The organism is Pseudomonas alkylphenolica (assembly GCF_016009175.1).
GTDB classification, from domain to species: domain Bacteria; phylum Pseudomonadota; class Gammaproteobacteria; order Pseudomonadales; family Pseudomonadaceae; genus Aquipseudomonas; species Aquipseudomonas alkylphenolica_B.
Map to the genome: position 1 here is coordinate 90284 of NZ_JADUCM010000007.1, position 24255 is coordinate 114538.

Genomic DNA, 24255 nt, shown 5'->3' on the forward strand with positions numbered 1-24255 from the left:
GAAGCCAATCCCATGCAACCACAACTGACCAAGCTGCTGTCCCTTTCCGGCCTTGCCGCTGCCCTGCTGGCGATCAGCACCGGCGCCTCGGCCGATACCGTGCAGGCGCCCAGCTTCAGTGCAGAGCCCTGCTGCCAGCTGTGCCCCGAAGCGCACGATGCCAGCCGCTACACCACGCGCTACCAGCAGAACTTCACCACCCTGGTGCAAGCCCAGGGCGACTGGCTGTTCCGTACCCGCGAAGACCTGCGCACCGAATTCGATACCACCCCGAGCGGCTACCGCCGCCTGCAGCAGATTCACGACGCCTTCAAGGCCCGTGGCGTCGAGCTGGTAGTGGTCTACCAGCCGACCCGTGGCCTGGTGAACCGCAACATGCTCAACCCGGCGGACAAAGCCGCGTTCAATTACGAGAAGGCCCTGCACAACTACCAGGCCATGCTCCAGCGCTTCGGCAAGATGGGCTACAACGTGCCCGACCTGTCGCCGTTGACCAACGAACAGCTGGCCGCCGCCGACCAGGGCAAGGATTTCTATTTCCGCGGTGACCAGCACTGGACGCCTTACGGCGCCGAGCGTGCGGCGAAAATCGTGGCCGACACCGTGCACCACATGCCCGCCTTCGCCGACGTGCCCAAGCGCGAGTTCGAAAGCCACAAGTCCGGGCGCATGGGCAAGACCGGCACCCTGCACAATGTCGCCGGCCAGCTCTGCGGCACCAGCTACGCCGTGCAGTACATGGACCAGTTCACCACCGAACCCAAGGGCGAAAGTGGCAGTGACGACCTGTTCGGCGACTCCGGCAACCCGCAGATCACCCTGGTCGGCACCAGCCACAGCGGCAAGAACTACAACTTCTCCGGTTTCCTGGAGCAGTACATCGGCGCCGACGTGTTGAACGTCGCCTTCCCCGGCGGCGGCCTCGAAGGCTCGATGATCCAGTACCTGGGCAGCGACGACTTCCAGCAACACCCGCCGAAGATCCTCATCTGGGAATTCTCGCCGCTGTACCGCCTGGACCAGGAAACCATCTGGCGGCAGATGCTGGCCCTGCTCGACAACGGTTGCGAAGGCAAGCCGGCGTTGATGAAAGCCAATACCACGCTCAAACCCGGCAAGAACGAACTGATGGTCAACGGCAAGGGCGGCGTGATCAAGGACATCGTCAACGGCCGTCATCAGCTGGACATCAAGTTCGAAGACACCTCGGTCAAGGTTCTGCAGGCCACCCTGTGGTACCTCAATGGCCGTCACGAGGACGTGAAGATCGAGAAACCGGAAACCTCCGACACCGACGGCCGTTTCGCCTTCCAGCTACGCGAAGACGAGGACTGGGCCAGCCAGACCCTGCTCGCACTGGAAGTCCAGGGACCGCAAAGCGGTACCCAGAAGGTCGAGGCCACGCTCTGCAAACGCAACAACTTCGCCACTGCGCAACGTACCGCGCAAGTCGGCCAGTGAGGCGCTTATGAACAGTTTCTGCAAGATCGCCGCTCCCGGCCTGCTCGCCCTGGCCCTGTTCGGCCCGGCCGCGCAGGCGGCGGGGCTGGTCCCGCCGCAGGGGTATTACGCCGGGATCGAAAAGCTCAAGAGCGGCCCGGGCGACTTCACGTGCGAAGCCGTACCGACGCCGTACACCGGCTCGTTGCAGTTTCGCAGCAAGTACGAAGGTTCGGACAAGGCCCGGGCAACACTGAACAAGGCCTCGGAAAAAGCCTTCCGCGAATCCACCGCCGACATCACCAGCCTTGAGCGCGGCGTGAGCAAGCAGGTGATGCAGTACATGCGTGACGGCCGCCCGCAACAGCTCGATTGCACCCTGAAATGGCTGGGCACCTGGGCCCAGGCCGATGCGCTGATGTCCAAGGACTTCAACCACACCGGCAAATCGATGCGCAAATGGGCGCTGGGCAGCATGAGTTCAGCGTACCTGCGCCTGAAGTTCTCCAACTCGCAGCCGCTGGCTGCGCATCAGGCGCAGGCCGAGCAGATCGAAAAATGGTTCGGGCGCCTGGCCGACCAGGTGGTCAGCGACTGGAGCGACCTGCCGCTGGCAAAGATCAACAACCACTCGTACTGGGCGGCCTGGTCGGTGATGGCCACTGCCGTGGCGACGGACCGGCGTGACCTGTTCGACTGGGCGGTGAAGGAATACAAGGTCGGCGCCAACCAGGTGGATGCGCAGGGCTTCCTGCCCAACGAACTGCACCGCAAGCAGCGCGCGCTGGCTTATCACAACTACGCCCTGCCGCCCCTGGCGATGATCGCCAGCTTCGCTCAGGCCAATGGCGTCGACGTGCGGGCCGAGAACAACAGTGCGCTCAAGCGCCTGGGTGACCGGGTGCTGTCGGGGGCCGATGACCCCAGTGCGTTCAAGGCGAAGAACGGCGACAAGCAGGACATGACCGATCTGAAGATCGACAGCAAGTACGCCTGGCTGGAGCCGTGGTGCAGCCTCTATTCGTGCAGCGCGAGCGCACTGAAGAAAAAGCACGACATGCAGCCGTTCAAAAGTTTCCGCCTCGGCGGCGATGTGACACGGGTGTACGAGAAGCAATAACGCAGTACCTGTGGGAGCGGGTTTACCCGCGAAGGCGCCCGTCTGGGCACCGGTGTTGAACCTGCTGACGCATTCGCGGGTAAACCCGCTCCCACAGTGTTTCGGTACCCCTTCACTTGTGTGGGGGGGTTGGGGGGCTGCTGCCCCGATTGTGAATAACGACAAGGAGAGATCGGGATGGTGTTCTCGTCCAATGTGTTCCTGTTCCTGTTCCTGCCGATCTTTCTCGGCTTGTACTACTTGAGCGGGCAACGCTATCGCAACGCACTGTTGCTGCTGGCCAGCTACATCTTCTACGCCTGGTGGCGGGTGGACTTCCTCGCGCTGTTCGCCGGGGTCACCTTGTGGAACTACTGGATCGGCCTGAAAGTCGGCGCCGCCGGCGTGCGCAGCAAACCGGCCCAGCGCTGGCTGCTGCTCGGCGTGGCCGTCGACCTGGGCATTCTCGGCTACTTCAAGTACGCCAATTTCGGCGTCGACAGCATCAACGCGATCATGACCTCGTTCGGGCTTGAACCGTTCATCCTCACCCACGTGCTGCTGCCGATCGGTATCTCGTTCTACATCTTCGAGTCGATCAGCTACATCATCGATGTGTACCGCGGCGACACCCCGGCCACACGCAACCTGATCGACTTTGCCGCGTTCGTGGCGATCTTCCCGCACCTGATCGCCGGCCCCGTGCTGCGCTTCAAGGACCTGGCCGACCAGTTCAACCACCGCACCCACACCCTCGACAAATTCTCCGAGGGCTGCACGCGGTTCATGCAGGGCTTCATCAAGAAAGTCTTCATCGCCGATACCCTGGCGGTGGTCGCCGACCATTGCTTTGCCCTGCAGAACCCGACCACCGGCGATGCCTGGCTGGGTGCGCTGGCCTACACCGCGCAGCTGTACTTCGACTTCTCCGGCTACAGCGACATGGCCATCGGCCTGGGCCTGATGATGGGCTTTCGCTTCATGGAGAACTTCAAGCAGCCCTACATCAGCCAGTCGATCACCGAGTTCTGGCGGCGCTGGCACATCAGCCTGTCGACCTGGCTGCGTGACTACCTGTACATCACCCTGGGCGGCAACCGCGACGGCACCGTCGCCACTTACCGCAACCTGTTCCTGACCATGCTGCTGGGCGGCCTGTGGCACGGCGCCAACTTCACCTACATCATCTGGGGTGCCTGGCACGGCATGTGGCTGGCCATCGAACGGGCCCTGGGCCTGGACACCAACCCGCAGCGTTTCAACCCGGTCAAGTGGGCGTTCACCTTCCTGCTGGTGGTGGTCGGCTGGGTGATCTTCCGCGCCGAAAACCTCGACGTCGCTGCCCGCATGTACGGCGCCATGTTCAGCTTCGCCGACTGGCAGCTGTCGGAACTCAACCGCGCCAACCTCACCCGCCTGCAAGTGGCAACCCTGGCGGTGGCCTACGCCACGCTGGCGTTCTTTGGCCTGCGCGACTTCTACCGCAACGCCAAGCCCACTGCCAAAGCCAGCCCGGTGGCCGTGCATGCCGACGGCAGCGTGAGCCTGGACTGGGGCCTGTATGCGACCCGCGCGCTGGTATTGCTGTTGTTCGTCGCCTCGATCCTCAAACTTTCGGCGCAAAGCTACTCGCCGTTTCTCTACTTCCAGTTCTGAGTGAGCCGACCATGACCCGATCATTACGCAAACTCTACTCCGTGTTGTTCCTCGCCCTGCTGCTGGGCCTGGGCGTGTGGTCGCTGGGGGGCCTGAGCGGCTTCCAGCGCACCGCGCAAATGAGCGTGCTCGACGGCAAGCTGGCCAAGGCCGCCGAGACCCACTACGACGAGCAGTTCCCGCTCAAGCGCATTGGTACCAACCTCTGGGCCGCGCTGGACTTCAAGGTCTTCAACGAAGGCCGCCCGGGCGTGGTGCTGGGCCGCGAACAATGGCTGTTCAGTGACGAAGAGTTCAAGCCGGTCGCCAACAGCGACCAGTACGAACAGGAAAACCTCGCGCTGATCCGCGGCGTGCGCGACACCCTGCAGCAACGCGGCGTACAGCTGGTGCTGGCGATCGTCCCGGCCAAGGCGCGCCTGTACAGCGAGTACCTGGGCGAGCAAACCCCGGCCAGCCTGCATGACGACCTGTACAACGAGTTCCATGCCCAGGCCCGTCAGGCCGGCGTCTTTGCACCCGACCTGCTGGCGCCGCTGACCACCGCCAAGACCCGTGGCCCGGTGTTCCTGCGCACCGACACACACTGGACGCCGATGGGTGCCGAAGTGGTCGCCCAGCACCTGGCCGAAGCGGTCAACCGCCAGGACCTGCTCAGCGGCGAGCCACAGCTGTTCGTCACCGAGCAGCAGGCCGCCGCACCGTACAAAGGCGACCTGACCAACTTCCTGCCGCTCGACCCGCTGTTCAGCAACCTGCTGCCGCCACCCGACACCCTGCAGCAGCGCAGCACCCGCCCGGCAGCCGCCAACGCCGACAGCGGCGATGCGTTGTTCGCCGACACAGAAATCCCGGTGGCGCTGGTCGGCACCAGCTACAGCGCCAACTCTCACTGGAACTTCCTCGGCGCCCTGCAACAGGCGCTGCGCAGCGACGTGGTCAATTACGCCGAAGACGGCCATGGCCCGTTGCTGCCGATGCTCAAGTACCTGCAAAGCGATGCCTTCAAGGCCAGCGCCCCGCAAGTGCTGATCTGGGAGTTCCCGGAACGTTATCTGCCAATGAAAAGCGACCTCAGCGACTTCGATCCGCAGTGGATCGCCGAGCTGAAACAAACCCGAAATGCCAATCAAGACCTGGCCCTGTCGTCCAATCGGACGGAACACTGAGAGGAAACGCACATGACCACCAAGCACCGCATTGCCAAAGCCTTTGCCCTGACCGCCGGTATGAGCCTGCTTTCGCTGCAGGCCTTCGCTGGCGCCGATGCCGCCCTGTACGGCCCCAGCGCGCCGAAAGGCTCGACCTTCGTGCGCATCTACAATGCTGGCAACCAGGCGGTCAGCGCCAGTGTCGGCAACACCCGCATCGACAACGTTGCCGCCCAGGCCAGCAGCGACTTCAGCTTCATGCCGCAAGGCGACTACAGCGCCACGCTCGGTAGCCAGAGCGTGCCGGTGAAGCTTGCCTCCGATCACTACTACACCTTGGTCAACCACGCCTCGGGCAAGCCGCAGCTGGTTGAGGAGCCACCCTTCAAGAACAAACAGAAATCCCTGGTACGCGTGCAGAACCTCAGTGACCAGGCCCTGACCCTGAAAACCGCCGACGGCAAGACCGAAGTGGTCAAGCCGGTTGCCGCCAAAGCCCGTGGCGAACGCGAGATCAACCCGGTCAAGGTCAGCCTGGCCCTGTATGAAGGCGATAAAAAAGTCAGCGACCTGAAGCCTGTGGCTCTGGAGCGCGGCGAAGCAGCGGTGCTGTACGTCACCGGCTCCGGCAGCAACCTGTCGCCGGTCTGGGTCAAGCGCCCGGTATCGACCCGTTAATCACCTGCCTATTTTCTAATTTCGGAGAACACTCATGATTCCAGTCATTCTTTCCGGTGGTAGCGGCTCGCGTCTGTGGCCTTTGTCGCGCAAGCAGTTCCCCAAGCAGTTCCTGGCCCTGACCGGTGAACACACGCTGTTCCAGCAAACCCTGTCGCGCCTGGTGTTCGAGGGCATGGACGCACCCATCGTGGTCTGCAACAAAGATCACCGTTTCATCGTCAACGAGCAGCTGCAACAGCTCAAACTCGAAACCCAGGGCATCCTCATGGAACCCTTTGGCCGCAACACTGCGCCGGCCGTGGCACTGAGCGCAATGAAGCTGGTCAACGAAGGCCGCGACGAACTGATGCTGGTACTGCCGGCTGACCACGTCATCGACGACCAGAAAGCCCTGCAACGCGCCCTGGCGCTGGCCACGGTTGCCGCCGAGCGCGGCGAGATGGTGCTGTTCGGGGTGCCGGCGACCAAGCCGGAAACCGGTTACGGTTACATCCGCTCGAGCCAGGATGCGCTGCTGCCCGAAGGCGTCAGCCGCGTGGCCCAGTTCGTCGAGAAGCCGGATGAAAAACGTGCCAACGAGTTTGTTCAGGCCGGTGGTTATTTCTGGAACAGCGGCATGTTCCTGTTCCGCGCCAGCCGCTTCCTCGAAGAGCTGAAAAAACATGATCCGGACATCTACGACACCTGCGTGCTGACGCTTGAGCGCAGCGAGGAAGACGGCGACAACCTGAGCATCGACGAAGCCACCTTCGCCTGCTGCCCGGACAACTCCATCGACTACGCGGTGATGGAAAAGACCCAGCGCGCCTGCGTGGTACCGCTCAGTGCCGGCTGGAGCGACGTCGGTTGCTGGTCATCGCTGTGGGAAGTGAACGAAAAAGACGCCAACGGCAACGTCACCAAAGGCGACGTCGTGGTGCAAGACAGCCGCAACTGCATGATCCACGGCAACGGCAAGCTGGTGTCGGTGATCGGCCTTGAGAACATCGTGGTGGTCGAGACCAAGGACGCCATGATGATTGCCCACAAGGACAAGGTCCAGGGCGTCAAACAGCTGGTCAACACCCTCAACGAACAGGGCCGCAGCGAAACCCAGAACCATTGCGAAGTGTACCGGCCGTGGGGCTCCTACGACTCGGTGGACATGGGCGGGCGCTTCCAGGTCAAGCACATCACCGTCAAGCCGGGCGCCTGCCTGTCGCTGCAGATGCACCATCACCGCGCCGAGCACTGGATCGTGGTGTCCGGCACTGCCGAGGTGACCTGCGACGAGAACGTGTTCCTGCTCACCGAAAACCAGTCCACCTACATTCCGATTGCCTCGGTTCACCGCCTGCGCAACCCGGGCAAGATTCCGCTGGAGATCATCGAAGTGCAGTCGGGCAGCTACCTGGGTGAGGACGACATCGAACGCTTCGAAGACATCTACGGGCGTTCGACACCAATCGAACGCGGCATCTCGATCAAGACCATCGCGCAGTAACGGTAGGAGCCAGCGGGCGGCGTTCCGACTTGCCGGCGAAGCAGGCGCTGCGGTGTATCTGCCGCACCGCGCCATCATTCTTCGCGGGCACGCCTCGCTCCTGCGTGGATGCTTTTTTGAGGGCAGGGCCGATTACGGTTAGGATGAAAGCACACCCGCACACAAGGCGTGCTCCATGTTCATCGGTGCCCTGCTCATTCTCACCTGGCTGGTCCTGTTGCTGCGCTATCCGGCAAAAGCCCTGCCCATCTCCCTCTCGGCCCTGTTCGGCCTGGGCCTGGTGGCGTTGTGGGTAGTCTGGCTCGACAACCGTGAAGCCAGCCAGCTGGCGCGCCTGGAGCTACGCCTGTCGTATGCTCCGCAAGACTGCCCCGCCGACCGCCCGCTACGGGTACAGATGAACAACGGCAATGATGTGCCCCTGGTGGAACTGAACTGGCGCATCGCCGCCTACGCCCCCGGCGACACCGTCAACCTGGCTGAAAACACCTATTCCGCTCCGCGCTACCGCGGCCCCGGTGAACTGCAAGCGGGTGCCACCTGGCAGGAATGCCTGCCGCTGCCACCGCTGCGCGCCGGCTACCGCCCGCAAACCCTGGAGTTTCGTGCCGAGCGCATGCAAGGCAGCTTCGCCAACTAGCCATTCGCAGGATCTGGCACAAATGCACTAGGCGACTTGTCGTATGATCGGTGCATCTTCCCCGATCAGCAGGCCTGTTCATGTCCATCGTGCTTATCACCGGTTGCTCCAGCGGTATCGGCCGCGCCCTGGCCGACACGTTCAAGAATGCCGGCCACACCGTCTGGGCCACGGCCCGTAAACCGGAAGACGTGGCCCAGCTGCAAGCGGCCGGTTTCGTCGGCCGCCAGCTGGATGTCAACGATGCCTGCGCCCTGGAATCGCTGGCCGAAGCCATTGAAAGCACTCATGGCGGCCTCGATGTGCTGATCAACAACGCCGGCTATGGCGCCATGGGCCCACTGCTCGATGGCGGCGTCGAGGCCATGCAGCGCCAGTTCGAAACCAACGTGTTTGCCCTGGTCGGCGTGACCCGTGCACTGTTCCCGGCCCTGCGTCGCAACAAGGGCCTGGTGGTGAACATCGGCAGTGTCTCCGGTGTGCTGGTGACGCCGTTTGCCGGCGCCTACTGCGCGTCCAAGGCGGCCGTGCATGCACTGTGTGACGCCCTGCGCCTTGAGCTTTCGCCCATGGGCATCCGCGTCATGGAAGTTCAGCCAGGGGCGATTGCCACGCAGTTTGCCGACAATGCGCAAGCCCAGGCCGAGCAGATCCTGGCGGCCAACTCACCCTGGTGGCCGTTGCGTGAACAGATTCACGCCCGTGCCCGCGCCTCCCAGGACCGCCCGACCTCCGCCGTGGTCTTCGCCCAGGGCCTGCTGGCGGCGGTGGAAAAGCGCCCGACCCCGCCGCTGGTGCGGTTGGGCAACGGCAGCCGTGCGCTGCCGCTGCTGGCGCGGTGGTTGCCTCGGGGGTTACTGGACAGCGTGCTGAAGAAGCGCTTCGGCCTTAGCCGTCCGCTGTAGCGGCGGTGCACCTGACGGGTCGAATGCCTGCCAGCCACCGCCCAGTGCCTTGTACAAACCCACCAGGGCCTGGGACACCGCCGCCGAGCTGTCGACCCACTGCTCCTCGCTGGCCAGCAATGCGCCCTGCACGCTCAGCACATTGAGAAAGTCTACCGCGCCTTCGATGTACTGCTGCTGGGCGGTGTGCAAGGCAATGCGGTTCTGCCGCACGGCTTCGGCCAACAGGTCGCGGCGCAACTGGCCGGCGTTGTAGCGGCGCAGCACATCGTCGATTTCGTGCCAGGCGCCCAGCACCACTTGCTGGTAGCGCAAGGCAGCCTCCTGTTGCTGGGCTTCACGCAGCTTGAGCACACCCTTCAGGCGCCCGCCCTCAAAAATCGGCAGGCTCAGCTGTGGGCCGATGCCGAAGCGGCGCGAATCCCACCCGGCAAAATCCGACAGTTGCAGCGACTGAAACCCCATGGAACCCGACAAGCGAATGCTCGGATAGAAATCGGCTTTGGCCACGCCAATGCTGGCGGTGGCCGCATGCAGCCGGGCCTCGGCCTGGAGAATGTCCGGCCGCCGTTGCGCCAGTTCCGACGGCACGCCGATGGCGAAGCGTTGCTCGGGTGCCGGCATGGCACCCGGCGCCAACAGTTCGGCCTGCAAGCTGCGCGGGGGTTCGGCCAGCAACAGGCTCAGGGCATTGATCAACTGCGCCTGATGCTCTTCCAGCGTTGGCAAGCGTGCCTCGAGCGAAGCGACCTGAGCGCTGGCCTGGGCCACGTCCAGGTCGGTGGCGACGCCGTCACGCAAACGCATTTGCGACAACTGCAGGCTGTGGCGCGAGACCTCGAGGTTTTCCCGCGTCACCTTCAGGGTGCCCTGTACCGCGCGCAGCTGGATGTAGTTGCCTGCGGTTTCCGCCAGCAACGACAGCAACACGCCACGCCGGTCATTCTCGGCCACTTCGACCACAGCATCGGCGGCTTCAACCTGCCGACGCACGCGGCCCCACAGGTCCAGTTCCCAACTGGCGTTCAGGTCGCCCTGCCAGAGGTTGAAGGCGGATTTGCCGCCATTGCCGGAAGGGTCGTTGAGGCCTTCGGCACTGTTGCGCGCGCGGTTGTAACCGGCGCCAAGATCGACCGCCGGGGTTTGCTCCGCGGCGATGCTGGTGCGCAAGGCGCGGCTTTGCAGCACCCGCGCACTGGCGATCTGCAGGTCGAGGTTGTGCTGGCTGGCACGCTCGATCAAGGCGCTGAGCATGGGGTCATGAAAGGTCTCCCACCAGCGCTGCTCAAGCGCCTCGGCCAGCGGCTGACTCGCTGCCGGCGTTTCCTGCAAGGCAGCCCAGTTCGCCGGCGCCTGGCTGGCGGGCGGATGAAAATCCGGGCCCAGGGTACAGCCCGCCAGCAGGCTCAGTAGCAACGGGCTCAGCGTGCGCACAGCGTTCATCGCGCGCTGACCTCTTTACCCGTGGCGAGCGTGGCGCCGGTGTCGATTTTTGCCACCACCGACATACCCACCCGCAAGCGCTGCAACATCGGCTGATCGGCGTCAAAGACGATCTTCACCGGAATGCGCTGTACCACCTTGGTGAAGTTGCCGGTAGCGTTGTCCGGTTTGACTGCCGCGAAGGTCACGCCGGTGGCCGGGGCGATACTCTCGACGTGACCGTGCAACGGCTCGCCGGCAAAGGTGTCGACCTCGATGAGCACCGGCTGCCCGGGCTGCACGTGGGTCAGCTGGGTTTCCTGAAAGTTGCCGACCACATAGGCCTGCGCAAGCGGCACCACCGACAGTAGGCGTGCCCCTGGGTTGACATAGGCGCCCACGCGCAGCGCACGCTCGCCGACCATCCCGTCGATGGGCGCAACGATCCGCGTGTAGGACAGATCGAGCTGGGCGCGTTCAAGACTCGCTTGAGCATGCTTGAGACTTCCTTCGGCGCTGTCGACTTCGGCGCTGAGAATGTCCACCTGCTTGCGGGCAGCGGCCAGCGCCGCCTGGGCGTTGGCCAGGCGGGCGCGGGCCTGGTCCACCCTGCTGCGCGCTTGTTGGGCGTTCTGCACGGTACCGGCGCCCTGCTCGGCCAGGCGGCTGTGGCGTGTCAGCTCGTGATCGGCAAACGCCGTCTCGGCCAGGGCAGCGCTGACCGCAGCTTGCGCCTGGTCGATCAACGAGGCCTGGCGCTCCAGCGTGGCCCGGGCATTGTGGCGCTGGGCGGTCGACACCAGCAGTTGCGCCTGTGCCGCCGCCAGTGCCGCCTGGTAGTCGCGGTCGTCGATCAGGGCCAATACCTGGCCGGCGCTGACCTGCTGGTTGTCTTCGACCAGCACCTGCTTGATAAAGCCCGGCACTTTCGGCGCGATGACGGTGTAGTCGGCGTAGACATAAGCGTCGTTGGTGCTTTGCTCATCAGCGCTGCCCAGCAACAGCGGGCCGGCAATCCCGAGCACGCCGGCAACGGCCAGCGCGGCAACGATCAAGGCGGTTTTTCGATGGGTCGTTACAGTCGTCATGAAAGGCTCTCGCAGCAATGCACTAGGCCACCGCACGCGGTGGATAGATCCGTGTAGGGACAAAAGGAATCAGCATGATCAGCGCCGCTGCCAGCAGCGCCATGCACAGGTAGAGGTCCGCCGAGGTCAGTACCAGTGCCTGCTCGTGAATGCGTGTGGCCAGCCCCGGCGCGGTGCCATCGGCCAGTGGCGAGTTGCCCAGGTTGTCGACCAGCATGTTCGAGTGAAAATGCCGGCGCAGGGTGGTGAGTGCCTCCAGCAACCCGGTCGCCACGACCGAGGCCAGGCCCTTGACCGTGTTGAACCAGGCCGACGCGAACGGACCGTCCTGCGGGGTCATACCGCCGGTGGCGAGCATCAGCAGCGGCAACACCGCCATCGGTTGACCGAAGATATGCAGCATCTGCAGCAGGTAGAAATTGTCGCGAATCCACACGCTGGTCAGCTGCGTGCCCAGCGCGCACGAGAGCGCCAGCATGCCCAGGCCGGCAGCCAGCACCCAGCGGCAGTCGACCGCGCGGATGTTGCACAGGGCTGCAGTCAACGGCAGGGCCAGCAGTTGCGGCACGGCCACCAGCAACAACAGGGGCGCGGTTTGTGCCGGCCGGTAGCCCTGAATCTGCGCCAGGTAGCTGGAGGGAATGAGGATCACCGCGGTCAACACGATCAGCACGCCAAACAGGGTCACCAGGGCGTGGGTGAGGTTGCGGGTCTTGAGCATCTGCAGCTTGAAGAACGGCAACGGCTCGGACCACTCGTTGTACAGGAACAGCACCAGCAACAGCACGCCACCGCCAAGCAGCCAGCAGATCATTCGCGAGTCGAACCAGCCGAAGCGGTCGCCCAGGGTCAGGCCGATGACCAGCGAACAGATCGCCGGCAAGCCGAGCAACAGGCCGCGCCAGTCGAACTGCTTGAAGCGCTCAAGGCGCAACGGGTCCTGCGGCAGGCCCCAGGCCACGCAGGCCATGGCCAGCAGCGACGGGGCAATGATCTGCCAGAATGCCCACTGCCAACCGACGTATTCGGTCCACAATCCCGCCAGCGGCGTGCCCAGGTTGGGCCCGAAGGTGGCGGTCAGGGCATAGCCGGCCAGACCATAGACCTTGATGCCAGGCGGCAGGAAACGCAGGGCGACGCTCATCAGCATCGGCGGCAACGCGCCAGACGCCAGGCCCTGCAAAATGCGCAGCAGCATCAGGCTGCCCAGGTTCGGCGCATAGGGTTGCAACAGCCCCAGCAGGGCAAAGGCGCTGATCGCGCAGAGCGTGTAGCGGCGCAGGGAAAAGGTCACCGCCAGCCAGGGCGAAAAGGCCATCGCCGACACCGAGGCCGCTGCGTACACCGCGATCAGCCAGGCGCCTTCGTCGGCGCCGATGAACATCGCGCCACGGATATCGGCCAGCGATGCCTTGGTGACCATTTCGTTGAGGCCGGCACACAACACCGCCAGCAACACGCCGAGCAGACCGACCACAATGCGCAGGCCAAAACCGGTCGCTGCTGCAGGTGCGGCCACAGGCGCAGGGGCAACAGCAACAGGCTGCGCAGTCAACGAATTCATCAAAGGCCTCTGGGACGGGAATTACCACCGCCAGAAGTCTATGAAGCGTTAATACTGACGAAAACTGACATATTGGCAGTTTACTAGTGCAGCAAACGCAATCCGCCGTTTAGGCGCTGTCGCTGCAGCACGCCCTCAGGGTCTGGCGCAGCCAGCGATGGGCCGGGTCGTTGTCGAAACGCGGGTGCCAGGCCTGCATCACGGTCACCCGCTCCATCGGCAGCGGAATGCGGAAAGAGCGCAGCGGCAAGCCGAGCTTGGTGACGCTGCTGAGGATGTTGGCCGGCATCGGCAGCAGCAGGTCGGAATCCGGCAGGGAGAACATCGCCGAGTGGAAACTCGGGGTGATCAGCGCCACGCGCCGTTGCACTTTGTAGTTGCCCAGCTCGATATCGATCGGACCATTGGCCCGGCCCCGGCGCGAGACACTGATCTGCGGGTAGGCGGCGAACCGCTCGGGGGTGATTTCGCTATCGAAGATCGGGTGATCCTGGCGTGCCAGCCCGACGTAGATGGTATTGAACAGGCTCTGCACCTTGATTTCCGGGCCCAGGTCGATGGTTGAACTGACGATCAGGTCGGTGCGCCCGTCGCGCAACACCGCGTCGTCGTCCGTGCCGCCTTCGGGCACGAAGCGCAGCACCGTATGCGGCGCCTGCTCATGCATCATGTGCAGCAACTGGGCACCGTACAGCGCGATGAACAGGTCGTTGGTGCGGATATTGAAGGCCCGGTCGAGGGTGCTCAGATCGACCTCCTCGCGGCTGCGAAACACCAGCCCGGCCTGCTCGACCAGCGCCCGCACCTGCTCGTGCAGGGCCAGCGCCCGCGGCGTGGGTACCAGGCCGCGACCGGCGCGCACCAGAATCGGATCGCCAATCGCATCGCGGATTCGCCCCAGGGTCCGGCTCATGGCCGCAGGGCTCAGATTCATGCGCCGCGCGGCCCCCACCACACTGCCTTCATCGAGCAGGGCATCTAGGGCAACCAACAGGTTCATATCCGGGATCTGCATGGCCAGGTATCCATCAGCAAAGGGTGAACGAGCAATGATGTTAACAGCTTGGCAGCGCCTTCCGGGTTGCGTCAGACGCAACTACACAGTGCAGCCCAGGGCCTTTATCCGCGCCAGTGCATGACCAACAATGGGCGGTTCGTCCCTTGCCCAGTGGAGCCCTGCATGACCCGTTCTGTGTTGATCGCCATCGATGGTTCGAGTGCCTGCCACGGCTTGCTGGAACTTGCCCGGCAGTACTGCCGGACCGAGGTTCAGCCCATGAAGGTGGTGCTGGCGATCGACAGCGCCTTTGCCTTGAGTGAAGTCGGTGCGTACGAGCAGCAGGAATTTCCGGCGGCCAGCGATGAGCAACGGCATGCCGAACAGGCGCTGCACAGCGCGGTGCAACAGCTTCGGGAATGGGGCTTCGACGCTGAAGGTCGGCTGGTTCAGGGTGACCCGGTGACGGCGATTGTCAGTGAAGCCAGGCGCCTCGAATGCACCCTGATCATCATCGGCCACCGCCACCTGAACCGCCTGGGACGACTGCTGGATCCGTCGATCAGCAGCAAGGTCATCGATGAGGTCAGCTGCACGGTGCTGGTGGATTCGCGGCCGACCTGACCAAGTGGGGGCCGTTCTGCGGCCCAAACGACTCACCAGCTGCCATAAGGAATACCGAAGCGTTCGATATAGCGTCGGGATTTTTCACTGACCTCGTATACGTACTGACCTTCACTTTTTCCCTGGTCCGGCCCCAAGGGTTCAACCACAGCCTGCGCACGTGCAATTTTGACCGCCTTGCTGCAACGATCCCGGGCCCAGACCTGCACAGTGCCCCCGGGCGCCAACCCCAGAATCATCGATGCACGATATCGAGAGCGTCTGTTTTCCGAACAACGCCGACTGGTGGACGTGCGCATGACCTCTCGCCCCTCCTCCGGGATGTCGACCCAGGCCTTGTAGGTTTGCGGCTCAACAATGGACTGCCAGCGCACAAAAACGCGCTTGGGCAAGGACGCACCGACCACAGGCATGACATTGCCACTGACCCATCGCCAACCACGGGCGGACTCAGTGCCATCCTCCGGGGTATCGCTCCCGATCACTCCGCCGCCGCCGTTATCGATTATTCGCCCATCAACATCTTCCACCTTACTGTTCTCCACCCAGCCCTTCATGTAGGCCGGCCCGTGAAAATCAATGCTCCACCACTGGGCGTGCGCGTCGTGCTCGCCGGACAGTGGATCGGGGGCCTGACAGCCACTTATCAACAGCAAGGCCAGCAGCAGTTTCGTGCGCCGCACAAGCGACGTGATCGATTGCAACGTCATGAATGCGTGTGCCTCACCAGCTGCCATAAGGAATGCCGAAGCGTTCGATATAGCGTCGGGATTTTTCACTGATCTTGTATGCATAACGACCTTCATTTTTCCCTTGGCTTGGCCCCAAGGGCTCGATCTCGGCCTGCGCACGTGCAATTTTGACCGCCTTGCCACAACGATCCCGAGCCCAGACCTGCACAGTGCCCCCGGGTGCCAACCCCAGAATCATCGATGCACCATATCGAGAGAGTCTGGTTTCCGGGCAGCGCCGACTGGTGGACGTGCGCATGACCTCTCGCCCCTCCTCCGGGATGTCGACCCAGGCCTTGTAGGTTTGCGGCTCAACAATGGACTGCCAGCGCACGAAAACACGCTTGGGCAAGGACGCACCGACCACGGGCATGACATTGCTACTGACCCACCGCCAACCACGGGCGGACTCAGTGCCATCTTCCGGGGTATCGCTCCCGATCACTCCGCCGCCGCGGTTATCGATAATTCGCCCATCAACATCTTCCACCGTGCTGTTCTCTACCCAGCCCTTCATGTAGTCCGGCCCGTGAAAATCAATGCTCCACCACTGGGCGTGCGCGTCGTGCTCGCCGGACAGTGGATCGAGGGCCTGACAGCCACTTATCAACAGCAAGGCCAGCAGGCCCATCAGAACGCTCTTCATCCTTGACCTCAGCTCGGTACATGGGGGTGCTGGATACGCACGCCCCCGGGGGCCGGCGCATTGATGTACAGCACCCGGGCTTCACGTTGGCCGCTGGCGTCCAGCGGGTGATTCCAGTGCGCGGACGTATGGATGTAACGCAGCTTGAGCAGTGCCTCCTCGGTCGGCGTCACGTGGTAGTACCCGGCAACAAACCTCTCGCTCAGCGGTTCAAGCTCTTTGGGCAGTTGAAAATCGGACTTTTTAGGGATGTCGTTGAAGGGCACCCCTTTCTGTTTAGCCAGTGCGTGCATCACCCGAAGGTACACCCGCGACAGCTCCCCGCGGACAACCCGCTTGAGCTGCAGCACCGCGAGAAGCCGTTGCTGCCGGGGGCCGAAGCGATCCTGCACGTCGGCTTTCAACAGGGTTGGCGGCAGGGTGACAACCTCCAGCATGGCCGCAGGCCAGCCCTGGGCAATCAGCTGTTCCCTGTGCCGCCAGGCATCGCGATAGATCGACGTGCTCGTCACGGCGGTGCCATTGCCGACGGTCAGCGCTTGCATCGGGCTGACAAAGACACACTCCTCGGCCTCGGGCAGGTAGCCGCCGCCAATGTCCGAGTGCGCCCCGGGCAAGCTCAGCTCGAGATGGTCAGGCTTGACCCGGCTCAGGGGAAAGTTCGCCCGGTACTCATCCCGGGCCACCAGGTGCACCACATGGGAAAACCGCGAGCGCGGCAGGTACAACTGCAAGCCGGGCATAACCGCGTGCTGGACATTGCCCAGATTGGCAACGCCGACCACCGCGGCGACCGTGTCGAACAGGCCGATAAAGCCCACATCGATGTCGTGCTTGTACTGCCCCTGAAAATCACCGCTGAAGCGCTGTTTATGGCTGCTCAGCAGCGCCCTCAAGGGCCCGCGGTGGCCGCGCGCGATCTCGTTGGCAAAATGCCGGGCAGCGGCGGCACCCCGACTGAAGCCAAAGATATCGAACACCAGTGAAGTGATTTCGCTACCGGGGTTTTCCTGAATAACCTGATCAACCAGGGGGTCTAAGTCGTTAAATGCTTGCTGAACACGCCCGAGCACCCCGGTATCACCTCGCCCCGTTGCCGAGCCGATCAGGCTGTCTTTCTCCCCGGCCTGGGTGCCGATGCCTTCAACATAGAACCCTCGCACCGCCATCTGGCTTTGACCTTCACCTGCCACCCTGTTTAATCGGGGATAAAGCTCGCTCAGCTTTTTGATGTTGGTGAAATCGTTCCCATAGCTGCCATCCGGCTCACGCATAAAGGGCATGCAGCCAGCCGCCAGGTCTTGTGGCGTGATCGGGTGCTGTGCGCCACAGGCCTGCCCTGACATCGCATTCGCCGCGTTGTTGCCGGTGCCATCGAAAAACACGCCGATGCGCAGGGTGATGCCGACAGCAGCCCTCTCCTCCCGTTCGACTTCTTCCTCTTCCTCTTCTTCCTCGAGCGCCTCTCTTGCCGGTGCGGCAGCTTGACCCGTCCGTTCGGCAGCGGGGCTGGCAGGTGCTGGCTGCAACGCCGCGGCACCGCGGGTATCGGCGATCGGCTCGCGCATCGCCGGGGAGAAATTCTCGCCAATCAGTACCGTCGCCGATCCACCAATCACCCCCCCACCATGGCTGTCGTGCGAGCCCATCACCACGGCAGGCTGGCCATTGATCAACACGTCGGGAACGACCCGGACCTTCAGCGCTGCACCACACGCCGTGCAATCGCCTTGGCGGGCGGCAGGCAGGCCGTTGAACAGCACATCGGGGGAACCGCTGGCGATCTGGTTTTCGCCACAGCGTGGACAGATTACAGCGTCACCCTGACGGGCAGCGGGCTTGCCGGCCATGACCGACCTCCAGTCCATAAAAATGAGAGGTTGGACACTGGTGATCGCCAAACGTGATGACAATCAGACGGTTCTTTGTTGGATGTAGGGCTTTTCTCTACAGCAGCTGGCGGCAGCCGTTATCGGCTTGGGATTGGGCCCAGACCGTCACGCAGCGGCAAGGCCTGCTTGCGCAGTAGCAAGCCCACCACCACACGGTGGGAGCCGGCGTTGCCGGCGATGGCTGCGAAGCAGCCCCGGGGCTCGGCTGGCAGTAAGAACCTGCGAGCGCTGCGCGCTCGATCGCAGGCTGTCGCCAACTCCTACAAAAAGGGCAAGCCGGCGTTAGCTCGGGTCTTTCGCCGGTTTGACCACCACCGTGCAAGTCGTCCCCGCTGCCAGCAAAAAGCCTTCCGGCACTTCGTCGATGTGAATCCGCACCGGCACCCGCTGGGCCAGGCGCACCCAGTTGAAGGTCGGGTTGACGTCGGCGATCAGCTCGCGGCTCTCCGGGTTGTCGCGGTCATAGATGCCTCGCGAAATACTCTCCACATGGCCCTTGAGCCGCTCACCGCTCATCATCTGCAGCTCGGCCTGGTCGCCGACCTTCACATGCGGCAGCTTGGTTTCCTCGAAGAAGCCGTAGACCCAGAACGAGTCCTTGTCGACCACCGCCATCTTCGGGTCACCCGTGCGCGCATAGTCGCCACGGTGCACGTTGAGGTTGGTTACATAGCCGTCGACGGTGGCCAGGATGCGCGTGCGCTTGAGGTCCAGTTCGGCGGCGGCCAGTTGCGCCTGCGCCTGCTGGTAATCGGCCAGGGCCGAATTGGCAATGTTGCTGGCGTCGTCGCGGTTCTCCCGCGAGATCACCAGGTTGTCCATATCGGCCCGCCGATGAGCGTTGACCTTGCGCATCTCCCAGGTGGCCTTGCGCGACGCCACCAGCGCCTGCGCCTGCTTGACCGCGACTTCGTAGTGCTCCGGGTCGATCTGCATCAGCAGGTCGCCCTTCTTCACCAGCTGGTTGTCGCGCACCGGTACATCGACCACATAGCCCGGTACATCGGCGGCGACATTGATGATGTCGGCACGCACCCGCCCGTCCCGGGTCCAGGGCGTGTTCATGTAGTGCTCCCAGAGCTGCCGGCCGATCACCACGGCAGCAGCCAGCACGAGCAAGGTGGCGATCAGGCTGAAAAACTTTTTCATCATCGGGGTCTCAACGGTAGAGAGTCAGGGCCATGGAACCGAACAAGCAGATAAACAGGCACAGGCGCAGCAGCGCCGGGTGCCAGAAGAAGCGGTAGCCATCGACGCTGGCGATAAAGCGGTCCAGGCCCCAAGCAAGCCCGGCGGCAAACAGGAACATCAGGGTCATGGTCGGCATGTAGACGCCATGGAAGGCGATTTCACGGGGCATGGGGCAGTCCTTGGGCCGGGGCCAGGGCGGCAAGCGGCGACTGGGGGTCGAGCAATGAAGTACGGATGAAGTGCAAGTAACTCTGCACCCGGCGCAGTGCCGAAGTGTCGAAGTGCCGGGCAAAGGGTTCGTCGGTGGCCTGCACCCGGCTGATAGCGTGATCCACCGCCACCAGCGCACGCTCGTGGTTGCTCGCGCTCGGTTGCAGGAACAGCCGGGTCAGCGCCCGGCCCATGACGCGGATCGCCTGGCGCCAGGGTTGCGACTCGGCGTAGCAAGGATGAACCGGCAGAATCGCCTGCTCCTTGCGCAGCTCGATGATCGCGTGGCCCACCTCCAGCACCAGGAACATCCAGCGCAGCAGACTGCTCTGCACCAGCGGCTTGCCCGCCGCCAGGCCATAGGCCTGGTGCAGCAGGTCGCGGGTACGGCTTTCGAATGCCGAACCCAGTCCGCGCAGGCGGCCGCTGATGGCAAACAGCACCTGGCTGCGCAGGTCGTGCTCGAGGCGACGCCACAACCAGCGGCTGTTGGGCGGCAGGATGATTGCCCCCGCGGCGGCGCAGACCAGCATGCCGATGACCATGGCGATGTAGTCGTTGATGAAGTTGTAGGGGTTGTAGACGGTCAGGTTGTCCGGCACCGAACCTGTGCCGAAGAAAATCAGTAACCCCAGGCCGTAGCCGGCATACGCCGGGCGCGATGCGAGAAAGGCACCGAACACGAACACCGGCGCCAGCACCAGGCAGAGCAACGCAAAGCCGTCGATCCAGGGGAACACAAAGAAGGTTTCGAAGAAGCCTACAAAGGCGCCCAGCAAGGTGCCGCAGGCCATCTGGAACGCCATGCGCTTGGGGTTGGGCGTAGCCGCCGAGAGCCCCACCGTGGCGGCGGCGATCAGGGTCATCATCGCCCCGCTGGGCCAGGCCGTGAGAATCCAGAAGCTGCCGAGCACCAGCAGGATGAACGAGGCGCGGACACCCGCAGCCAGCGACACCATCCAGTTGGTTTGCGCCACGTACGGCTCGTCCCACTGCTCGCGGGCATGGTTGTGGTCGGCCAGCGAGGCGTGCGTCAGCGCATAGCTGTGCAAGTCGTCGACGAAGCGGTAGAGCAACTCGTAGGCGGTGTGAAAGTCCAGCAGGTCGGCGTCGGTCGGCCCGGTTTCGACATAAGCGGCGCGCAAACTGCGCACCCGTTCCGGCAAGCCTTCCTTGTAGGCCGCCAATTGCCCGGCCAGGCGCGCCGCATCGGGGCTGGTCAAGGCCCGCCCGGCGTAGCCATCGAGCAATTCGGCCAAGGCGTTGAGGCCCGGTTCGATGGCAGTGACGATTTGCAGCGGGCCGCGCAAGCGCAGGCGCTCAAGTAGCTGGTGCAAGGCATTGAAGCGCGTGGTGATGGCCATGAACTCGCTGTTCATGCGCCCCAGCCGCCCATTGCGCCGACGCATGTGCGGGTCTTCGAAGGCGGTCACGTTGCGCAGGCTCTCCAGCCCCACCGCTTCGGCGATAAAGCGCACGTTGCTGCTTTCGAAGCGGTCACGCTGGCTGTCGCCGCGCAGCCCTTCGCTGACGAACCCGGCGAATACGCCAAAGCGCTGGTACAAGGCGTTGCGCATGGCCGCACCGGCCGACTGCGGCAAAATCGCCGCACTGACCAGCGTCGAGACCAGGATGCCCAGGGAGATTTCCAGCACCCGCCACACCGCCGCCATGAACGCCCCGTCCGGGTGTTGCAGGGCCGGCAGGCCGACCATCGCCGCGGTGTAGCCGGCCAGCACGAAGCCGTAGGCCTGGAAGGTCCGGTAGCGCATGGCGCCGGCCGAACACAGGCCCACCCAGATCGCCAGGCTTGGCAGGAACAGCTCAGTGTTCTGCGGAAAGATGGCGATCAGCGCAACCATCATCGAGGAGCCGGCCAAGGTCCCCAGCAAGCGCCAGAAGCTCTTGGCAAACACGTGCCCGCTCTGCGGCTGCATGACGATGAACACGGTGATCATCGCCGTGCGCGGCTGCGGCAACTCCAGACGCATGGCCAGCCACAGGGTGAGAAACGCCGCGCTGAGGACCTTGAAGATGTACACCCAGGTCACGCCATCGGTACGTGCCCACTCAAAGAACCCCCGGCGCCACTCAAGGCTGGCCAACCAGCGAAACGGCAGGGTCAGCGCACTCATTCGGCGTGACCCGGTTTGTCGAAGATGGCCAGGGTCGCCGGGGTTTTCGGCGCTTGCTGTTTATCTTCGCTCGGCACATCGGTGCCTGCGCCCACCCCGCCACCGAGTGCGGTGACCAGTTCGGCATGCGCGGTCAGGCGTGCGGCCTGGACCTGTTGCTGGATCTGCTGCTGGCGAAACAGCAGGGTCTGGGCATTGAGCACATTCAGGTAGTCGGTCAGGCCACGCTGAAACGCGATCATGGCGATGTCGTAGGTCTTCTGCGCCGAGGCCACCGATTCGGCGGCAAAGTGCTGCTGCTCGTTCATCGACTCGCGACGGATCAACTGGTCGGAAATGCCCTTGAGCGCGCCGACCACGGTCTGGTTGTAGTGCGCCACGGCAATGTCATAGCCGGCCGAGGCGACACCCAACTGCGAGCGCAAGCGGCCGCCGTCGAACACCGGCAAGCTGATGGCCGGGCCGACGTTGTAGTTGAACTTGCGCCCGGTCAGGAACTCCAGCGCGCCGCCACCGGTGGCCATGAAGCCCAGCCCGCCGACCAGGTCGACATTGGGGAAAAAGCCGGCGTGGGCGACATCGATACCGCGCGCCTGGGCGGCCACCTGCCAGCGGCTGGCGACCACGTCAGGACGCTGGCCGACCAGCTCGGCAGGCAGCGCCGAGGGCAGTTTCAAGGCGGCACCAAGGGTCAACTGCGGACGCTGCAGTTGCGCGCCCTCCCCCGGGCCTTTGCCCGCGAGCGCCGCCAGCTGGTTACGCGCCAGGGCAATTTCTTCATTCAGCGCGTCCAGCTGACGGTGAGTTTCCGGCAGCGGGGTCTGCGCCTGGCTGACTTCGAAATGGGTACCGATGCCACCGGCCAGGCGCCGTTCGGCCAGCGCCAGGATCTGCTCCTGCTGCTCAAGCTCGGCCTTGACGATGTCGCGCTGGGCAAAGTGCAAGGACAGCTGGATGTACACCTTGACGATATTGTTCTGCAGCTCCAGCTCGGCCTGGCGCAGCTGCGCCGCGCTCATGTGGGCCATGTCCACGGCCTGTTCGCTGGCATTGCGCTCGCGGCCCCAGAGGTCCAGGTCGTAGCTGAAGCCCAGCGCGGCGTTGTTGTCCCAGGTATTGGCCCCGGACAACGCACCCGGACCGTAGAACTGGTCTTCCGGCCAGTTGTGGCGCTTGATCGCCGACTGACCATTGACCTGCAGTTTCTCCGCTGACTCGACCACGCCGGCCATGGCCTTGGCTTCACGCACCCGTGCAGCGGCCATGGCCATGCTCGGGCTGTCGTTGACGGCCAGGGCGATCCAGCGGTCGAGCTGTGGATCGCCATAGGCGCGCCACCACTGCTGGGCTGGCCAGTGGGCATCACGGGCGGCCTCGCGGATCGCCTCGTCGGTGGTCAGGGTATTGGCTTGCAGCGTCTTGCTTTGCGGGGCAATGCCCCAGGTTCCGATACAGCCGCTCAAGGTCAAGCTAAAGGCACAGACACTGAGCGCATTGAGCGCTCTGATGATGCGACGCGGCACAGCTGCAAATTCCCGACGTAAAAGGTGGATGACGCTTGGAGACGCAATTCTAGGGGGCGGTTGCACTGGCGATAAGCGTGTATTACTGCGAATCTTTGTTACGAAAACGGCGATAATCCGGCTTTAGTCTGAAGACCGGCCCGGTTACTTCATGTCACAATTTGTCGTCTACTTTGAGAGCGACCCATGGACACCCTGCAAAACATGCGTGCTTTTAGTTGCGTAGCCCAGGTCGGCAGTTTTACTGCCGCGGCTGTGCACCTGGATACAACCACTGCGAACGTTTCGCGGGCGGTTTCCAACCTTGAAGCCCATCTGCAAACCCGCCTGCTCAACCGCACCACCCGCCGCATCGCACTGACCGAAGCGGGCAAGCGCTACCTGATGCGCTGCGAACAGATCCTCACCTATGTAGAGGAAGCTGAAGCGGAAGCCAGCGACGCCCATGCGCGGCCGGCCGGGCAGTTGAAAGTGCATTCGATGACCGGCGTTGGTCAGCATTTCGTCATCGATGCCATCGCCCGCTACCGTGAAACGCACCCGGACGTCACCTTCGACCTGACCATGGCCAACCGTGTGCCGGACCTGCTCGACGAAGGCTATGACGTGTCCATCGTGCTGGCCAGCGAGCTGCCGGACTCGGGCTTCGTCTCCCAGCGCCTGGGCATCACCTACAGCATCGTCTGCGCCTCGCCCGACTACGTGAAGCAACACGGCATCGCGCAAAAGCCGGTCGACCTGCTCAAGCACGCCTGCCTGCGCATGGTCAGCCCGGTGATCCCGCTGGAAAAATGGCTGTTCGACGGCCCGGAGGGCCAAGAGCTGGTCAACATCACCCACGCACCCTTCCAGGTGAATTCGGCGGATGCGATGAAAGCCGCGATTCGCAGCGGCATGGGCGTTGGCGTACTGCCGATCTACTCGGCAATCGACGGCCTGCGTGACGGCTCGCTGGTGCGGGTGATGCCCGAGTACCGCCTGCAGGAACTGAACCTGTACGCGATCTACCCGTCGCGTCAGTACCTGGATGCCAAGATCAAGACCTGGGTGGAGTACCTGCGCAACTCGTTGCCGGAGATCCTCGCGGCGCATGAGGCAGACCTCAAGACCCACGAGCTGCGGATCGCCAACTGAAATCTTGCTGCACAGAGGCAGTGGAGAATGATAGCGTGCTACC

At 63.6% G+C, this 24255-nt stretch carries 21 protein-coding genes; 10 read left to right on the top strand and 11 right to left on the bottom strand.

Features of this window, described 5'->3' with window-relative positions:
• Positions 1-12: 12 nt before the first annotated feature.
• The 8 genes from I5S59_RS09290 (at position 13) to I5S59_RS09325 (ending at position 9055) form a co-directional block, all read left to right on the top strand.
• On the top strand, positions 13-1461 hold the full coding sequence (locus tag I5S59_RS09290) for an alginate O-acetyltransferase (protein ID WP_197876325.1): 1449 nt from the start codon (positions 13-15) through the stop codon (positions 1459-1461).
• 7 nt (positions 1462-1468) lie between these two features.
• Positions 1469-2560, top strand: coding sequence for a mannuronate-specific alginate lyase (locus tag I5S59_RS09295; RefSeq protein ID WP_197876326.1), 1092 nt, complete (start codon positions 1469-1471; stop codon positions 2558-2560).
• A gap of 177 nt (positions 2561-2737) precedes the next feature.
• Positions 2738-4195 (top strand): MBOAT family O-acyltransferase, encoded by a 1458-nt coding sequence (locus I5S59_RS09300; RefSeq protein WP_197876327.1) that lies wholly within the window; start codon positions 2738-2740, stop codon positions 4193-4195.
• A gap of 11 nt (positions 4196-4206) precedes the next feature.
• Positions 4207-5364 carry an alginate O-acetyltransferase gene (locus I5S59_RS09305; protein WP_197876328.1) on the top strand — a complete coding sequence of 386 codons (1158 nt, stop codon included), beginning with the start codon at positions 4207-4209 and terminating at the stop codon, positions 5362-5364.
• Positions 5365-5376: 12 nt separating this feature from the next.
• Positions 5377-6024, top strand: a complete 648-nt coding sequence (locus I5S59_RS09310) for an alginate O-acetyltransferase AlgF (RefSeq protein WP_128323838.1) — start codon at positions 5377-5379, stop codon at positions 6022-6024.
• Between the two features lie 34 nt (positions 6025-6058).
• Complete coding sequence (locus tag I5S59_RS09315) at positions 6059-7510, top strand: mannose-1-phosphate guanylyltransferase/mannose-6-phosphate isomerase (RefSeq protein WP_197876329.1); 1452 nt, start codon at positions 6059-6061, stop codon at positions 7508-7510.
• 175 nt (positions 7511-7685) lie between these two features.
• Positions 7686-8150: a multidrug transporter gene (locus I5S59_RS09320; protein WP_128323836.1), complete on the top strand. Its 465-nt coding sequence runs from the start codon at positions 7686-7688 to the stop codon at positions 8148-8150.
• A gap of 80 nt (positions 8151-8230) precedes the next feature.
• A complete protein-coding gene (locus I5S59_RS09325; protein WP_197876330.1) occupies positions 8231-9055 on the top strand; it encodes an SDR family oxidoreductase in 825 nt (274 codons plus the stop codon).
• Here I5S59_RS09325 and I5S59_RS09330 read toward each other — a convergent pair.
• The 4 genes from I5S59_RS09330 to I5S59_RS09345 form a co-directional block, all read right to left on the bottom strand.
• Positions 9005-10498, bottom strand: coding sequence for an efflux transporter outer membrane subunit (locus I5S59_RS09330; protein WP_197876331.1), 1494 nt, complete (start codon positions 10496-10498; stop codon positions 9005-9007). The genes I5S59_RS09325 and I5S59_RS09330 overlap by 51 nt on opposite strands.
• A complete protein-coding gene (locus tag I5S59_RS09335; RefSeq protein WP_197876332.1) occupies positions 10495-11565 on the bottom strand; it encodes an HlyD family secretion protein in 1071 nt (356 codons plus the stop codon). Before I5S59_RS09335 ends, I5S59_RS09330 begins: the two co-directional genes overlap by 4 nt.
• A 22-nt stretch (positions 11566-11587) precedes the next feature.
• Entirely contained in the window at positions 11588-13129 is a 1542-nt protein-coding gene (locus I5S59_RS09340; protein ID WP_197876333.1) for an MFS transporter, read from the bottom strand.
• Between the two features lie 109 nt (positions 13130-13238).
• Entirely contained in the window at positions 13239-14144 is a 906-nt protein-coding gene (locus tag I5S59_RS09345; protein ID WP_197876334.1) for a LysR family transcriptional regulator, read from the bottom strand.
• A gap of 165 nt (positions 14145-14309) precedes the next feature.
• Between I5S59_RS09345 and I5S59_RS09350 the strand changes: the two genes are divergently transcribed.
• Positions 14310-14750, top strand: a complete 441-nt coding sequence (locus I5S59_RS09350; RefSeq protein ID WP_197876335.1) for a universal stress protein — start codon at positions 14310-14312, stop codon at positions 14748-14750.
• Between the two features lie 32 nt (positions 14751-14782).
• Here the strand turns inward: I5S59_RS09350 and I5S59_RS09355 are convergent, their stop codons facing one another.
• From I5S59_RS09355 to I5S59_RS09385, 7 genes are all read right to left on the bottom strand, one after another.
• Positions 14783-15460, bottom strand: coding sequence for a DUF2931 family protein (locus I5S59_RS09355; RefSeq protein ID WP_197876336.1), 678 nt, complete (start codon positions 15458-15460; stop codon positions 14783-14785).
• A 13-nt stretch (positions 15461-15473) separates the two neighbouring features.
• Entirely contained in the window at positions 15474-16127 is a 654-nt protein-coding gene (locus I5S59_RS09360; protein ID WP_197876337.1) for a DUF2931 family protein, read from the bottom strand.
• A gap of 8 nt (positions 16128-16135) precedes the next feature.
• The gene (locus I5S59_RS09365) at positions 16136-17977 is read right to left on the bottom strand and encodes a PAAR domain-containing protein (RefSeq protein ID WP_197876338.1); all 1842 of its coding nucleotides are present in this window, start codon (positions 17975-17977) and stop codon (positions 16136-16138) included.
• Between the two features lie 324 nt (positions 17978-18301).
• A complete protein-coding gene (locus I5S59_RS09370; RefSeq protein WP_197876339.1) occupies positions 18302-19168 on the bottom strand; it encodes an HlyD family secretion protein in 867 nt (288 codons plus the stop codon).
• A 10-nt stretch (positions 19169-19178) separates the two neighbouring features.
• On the bottom strand, positions 19179-19379 hold the full coding sequence (locus I5S59_RS09375; RefSeq protein WP_128323828.1) for a DUF1656 domain-containing protein: 201 nt from the start codon (positions 19377-19379) through the stop codon (positions 19179-19181).
• On the bottom strand, positions 19369-21555 hold the full coding sequence (locus I5S59_RS09380) for an FUSC family protein (RefSeq protein ID WP_197876340.1): 2187 nt from the start codon (positions 21553-21555) through the stop codon (positions 19369-19371). Before I5S59_RS09380 ends, I5S59_RS09375 begins: the two co-directional genes overlap by 11 nt.
• Positions 21552-23078: an efflux transporter outer membrane subunit gene (locus I5S59_RS09385; protein ID WP_197876341.1), complete on the bottom strand. Its 1527-nt coding sequence runs from the start codon at positions 23076-23078 to the stop codon at positions 21552-21554. Before I5S59_RS09385 ends, I5S59_RS09380 begins: the two co-directional genes overlap by 4 nt.
• A 186-nt stretch (positions 23079-23264) precedes the next feature.
• On the opposite strand from I5S59_RS09385, the gene I5S59_RS09390 reads away from it, so the two are divergent.
• Entirely contained in the window at positions 23265-24212 is a 948-nt protein-coding gene (locus I5S59_RS09390) for a LysR family transcriptional regulator (RefSeq protein ID WP_197876342.1), read from the top strand.
• Positions 24213-24255 lie beyond the last annotated feature (43 nt).

What these genes read in the sequence shown, in the direction of transcription:
- I5S59_RS09390 (WP_197876342.1), top strand. Translation starts at nt 23,265, where the DNA reads ATGGACACCCTGCAAAACATGCGTGCTTTTAGTTGCGTAGCCCAGGTC.
- I5S59_RS09290 (WP_197876325.1), top strand. Translation starts at nt 13, where the DNA reads ATGCAACCACAACTGACCAAGCTGCTGTCCCTTTCCGGCCTTGCCGCT.
- I5S59_RS09355 (WP_197876336.1), bottom strand. Translation starts at nt 15,460, where the DNA reads ATGACGTTGCAATCGATCACGTCGCTTGTGCGGCGCACGAAACTGCTG.
- I5S59_RS09300 (WP_197876327.1), top strand. Translation starts at nt 2,738, where the DNA reads ATGGTGTTCTCGTCCAATGTGTTCCTGTTCCTGTTCCTGCCGATCTTT.
- I5S59_RS09365 (WP_197876338.1), bottom strand. Translation starts at nt 17,977, where the DNA reads ATGGCCGGCAAGCCCGCTGCCCGTCAGGGTGACGCTGTAATCTGTCCA.
- I5S59_RS09325 (WP_197876330.1), top strand. Translation starts at nt 8,231, where the DNA reads ATGTCCATCGTGCTTATCACCGGTTGCTCCAGCGGTATCGGCCGCGCC.
- I5S59_RS09380 (WP_197876340.1), bottom strand. Translation starts at nt 21,555, where the DNA reads ATGAGTGCGCTGACCCTGCCGTTTCGCTGGTTGGCCAGCCTTGAGTGG.
- I5S59_RS09320 (WP_128323836.1), top strand. Translation starts at nt 7,686, where the DNA reads ATGTTCATCGGTGCCCTGCTCATTCTCACCTGGCTGGTCCTGTTGCTG.
- I5S59_RS09330 (WP_197876331.1), bottom strand. Translation starts at nt 10,498, where the DNA reads ATGAACGCTGTGCGCACGCTGAGCCCGTTGCTACTGAGCCTGCTGGCG.
- I5S59_RS09370 (WP_197876339.1), bottom strand. Translation starts at nt 19,168, where the DNA reads ATGAAAAAGTTTTTCAGCCTGATCGCCACCTTGCTCGTGCTGGCTGCT.
- I5S59_RS09360 (WP_197876337.1), bottom strand. Translation starts at nt 16,127, where the DNA reads ATGAAGAGCGTTCTGATGGGCCTGCTGGCCTTGCTGTTGATAAGTGGC.
- I5S59_RS09335 (WP_197876332.1), bottom strand. Translation starts at nt 11,565, where the DNA reads ATGACGACTGTAACGACCCATCGAAAAACCGCCTTGATCGTTGCCGCG.
- I5S59_RS09305 (WP_197876328.1), top strand. Translation starts at nt 4,207, where the DNA reads ATGACCCGATCATTACGCAAACTCTACTCCGTGTTGTTCCTCGCCCTG.
- I5S59_RS09315 (WP_197876329.1), top strand. Translation starts at nt 6,059, where the DNA reads ATGATTCCAGTCATTCTTTCCGGTGGTAGCGGCTCGCGTCTGTGGCCT.
- I5S59_RS09310 (WP_128323838.1), top strand. Translation starts at nt 5,377, where the DNA reads ATGACCACCAAGCACCGCATTGCCAAAGCCTTTGCCCTGACCGCCGGT.
- I5S59_RS09375 (WP_128323828.1), bottom strand. Translation starts at nt 19,379, where the DNA reads ATGCCCCGTGAAATCGCCTTCCATGGCGTCTACATGCCGACCATGACC.
- I5S59_RS09345 (WP_197876334.1), bottom strand. Translation starts at nt 14,144, where the DNA reads ATGCAGATCCCGGATATGAACCTGTTGGTTGCCCTAGATGCCCTGCTC.
- I5S59_RS09340 (WP_197876333.1), bottom strand. Translation starts at nt 13,129, where the DNA reads ATGAATTCGTTGACTGCGCAGCCTGTTGCTGTTGCCCCTGCGCCTGTG.
- I5S59_RS09350 (WP_197876335.1), top strand. Translation starts at nt 14,310, where the DNA reads ATGACCCGTTCTGTGTTGATCGCCATCGATGGTTCGAGTGCCTGCCAC.
- I5S59_RS09295 (WP_197876326.1), top strand. Translation starts at nt 1,469, where the DNA reads ATGAACAGTTTCTGCAAGATCGCCGCTCCCGGCCTGCTCGCCCTGGCC.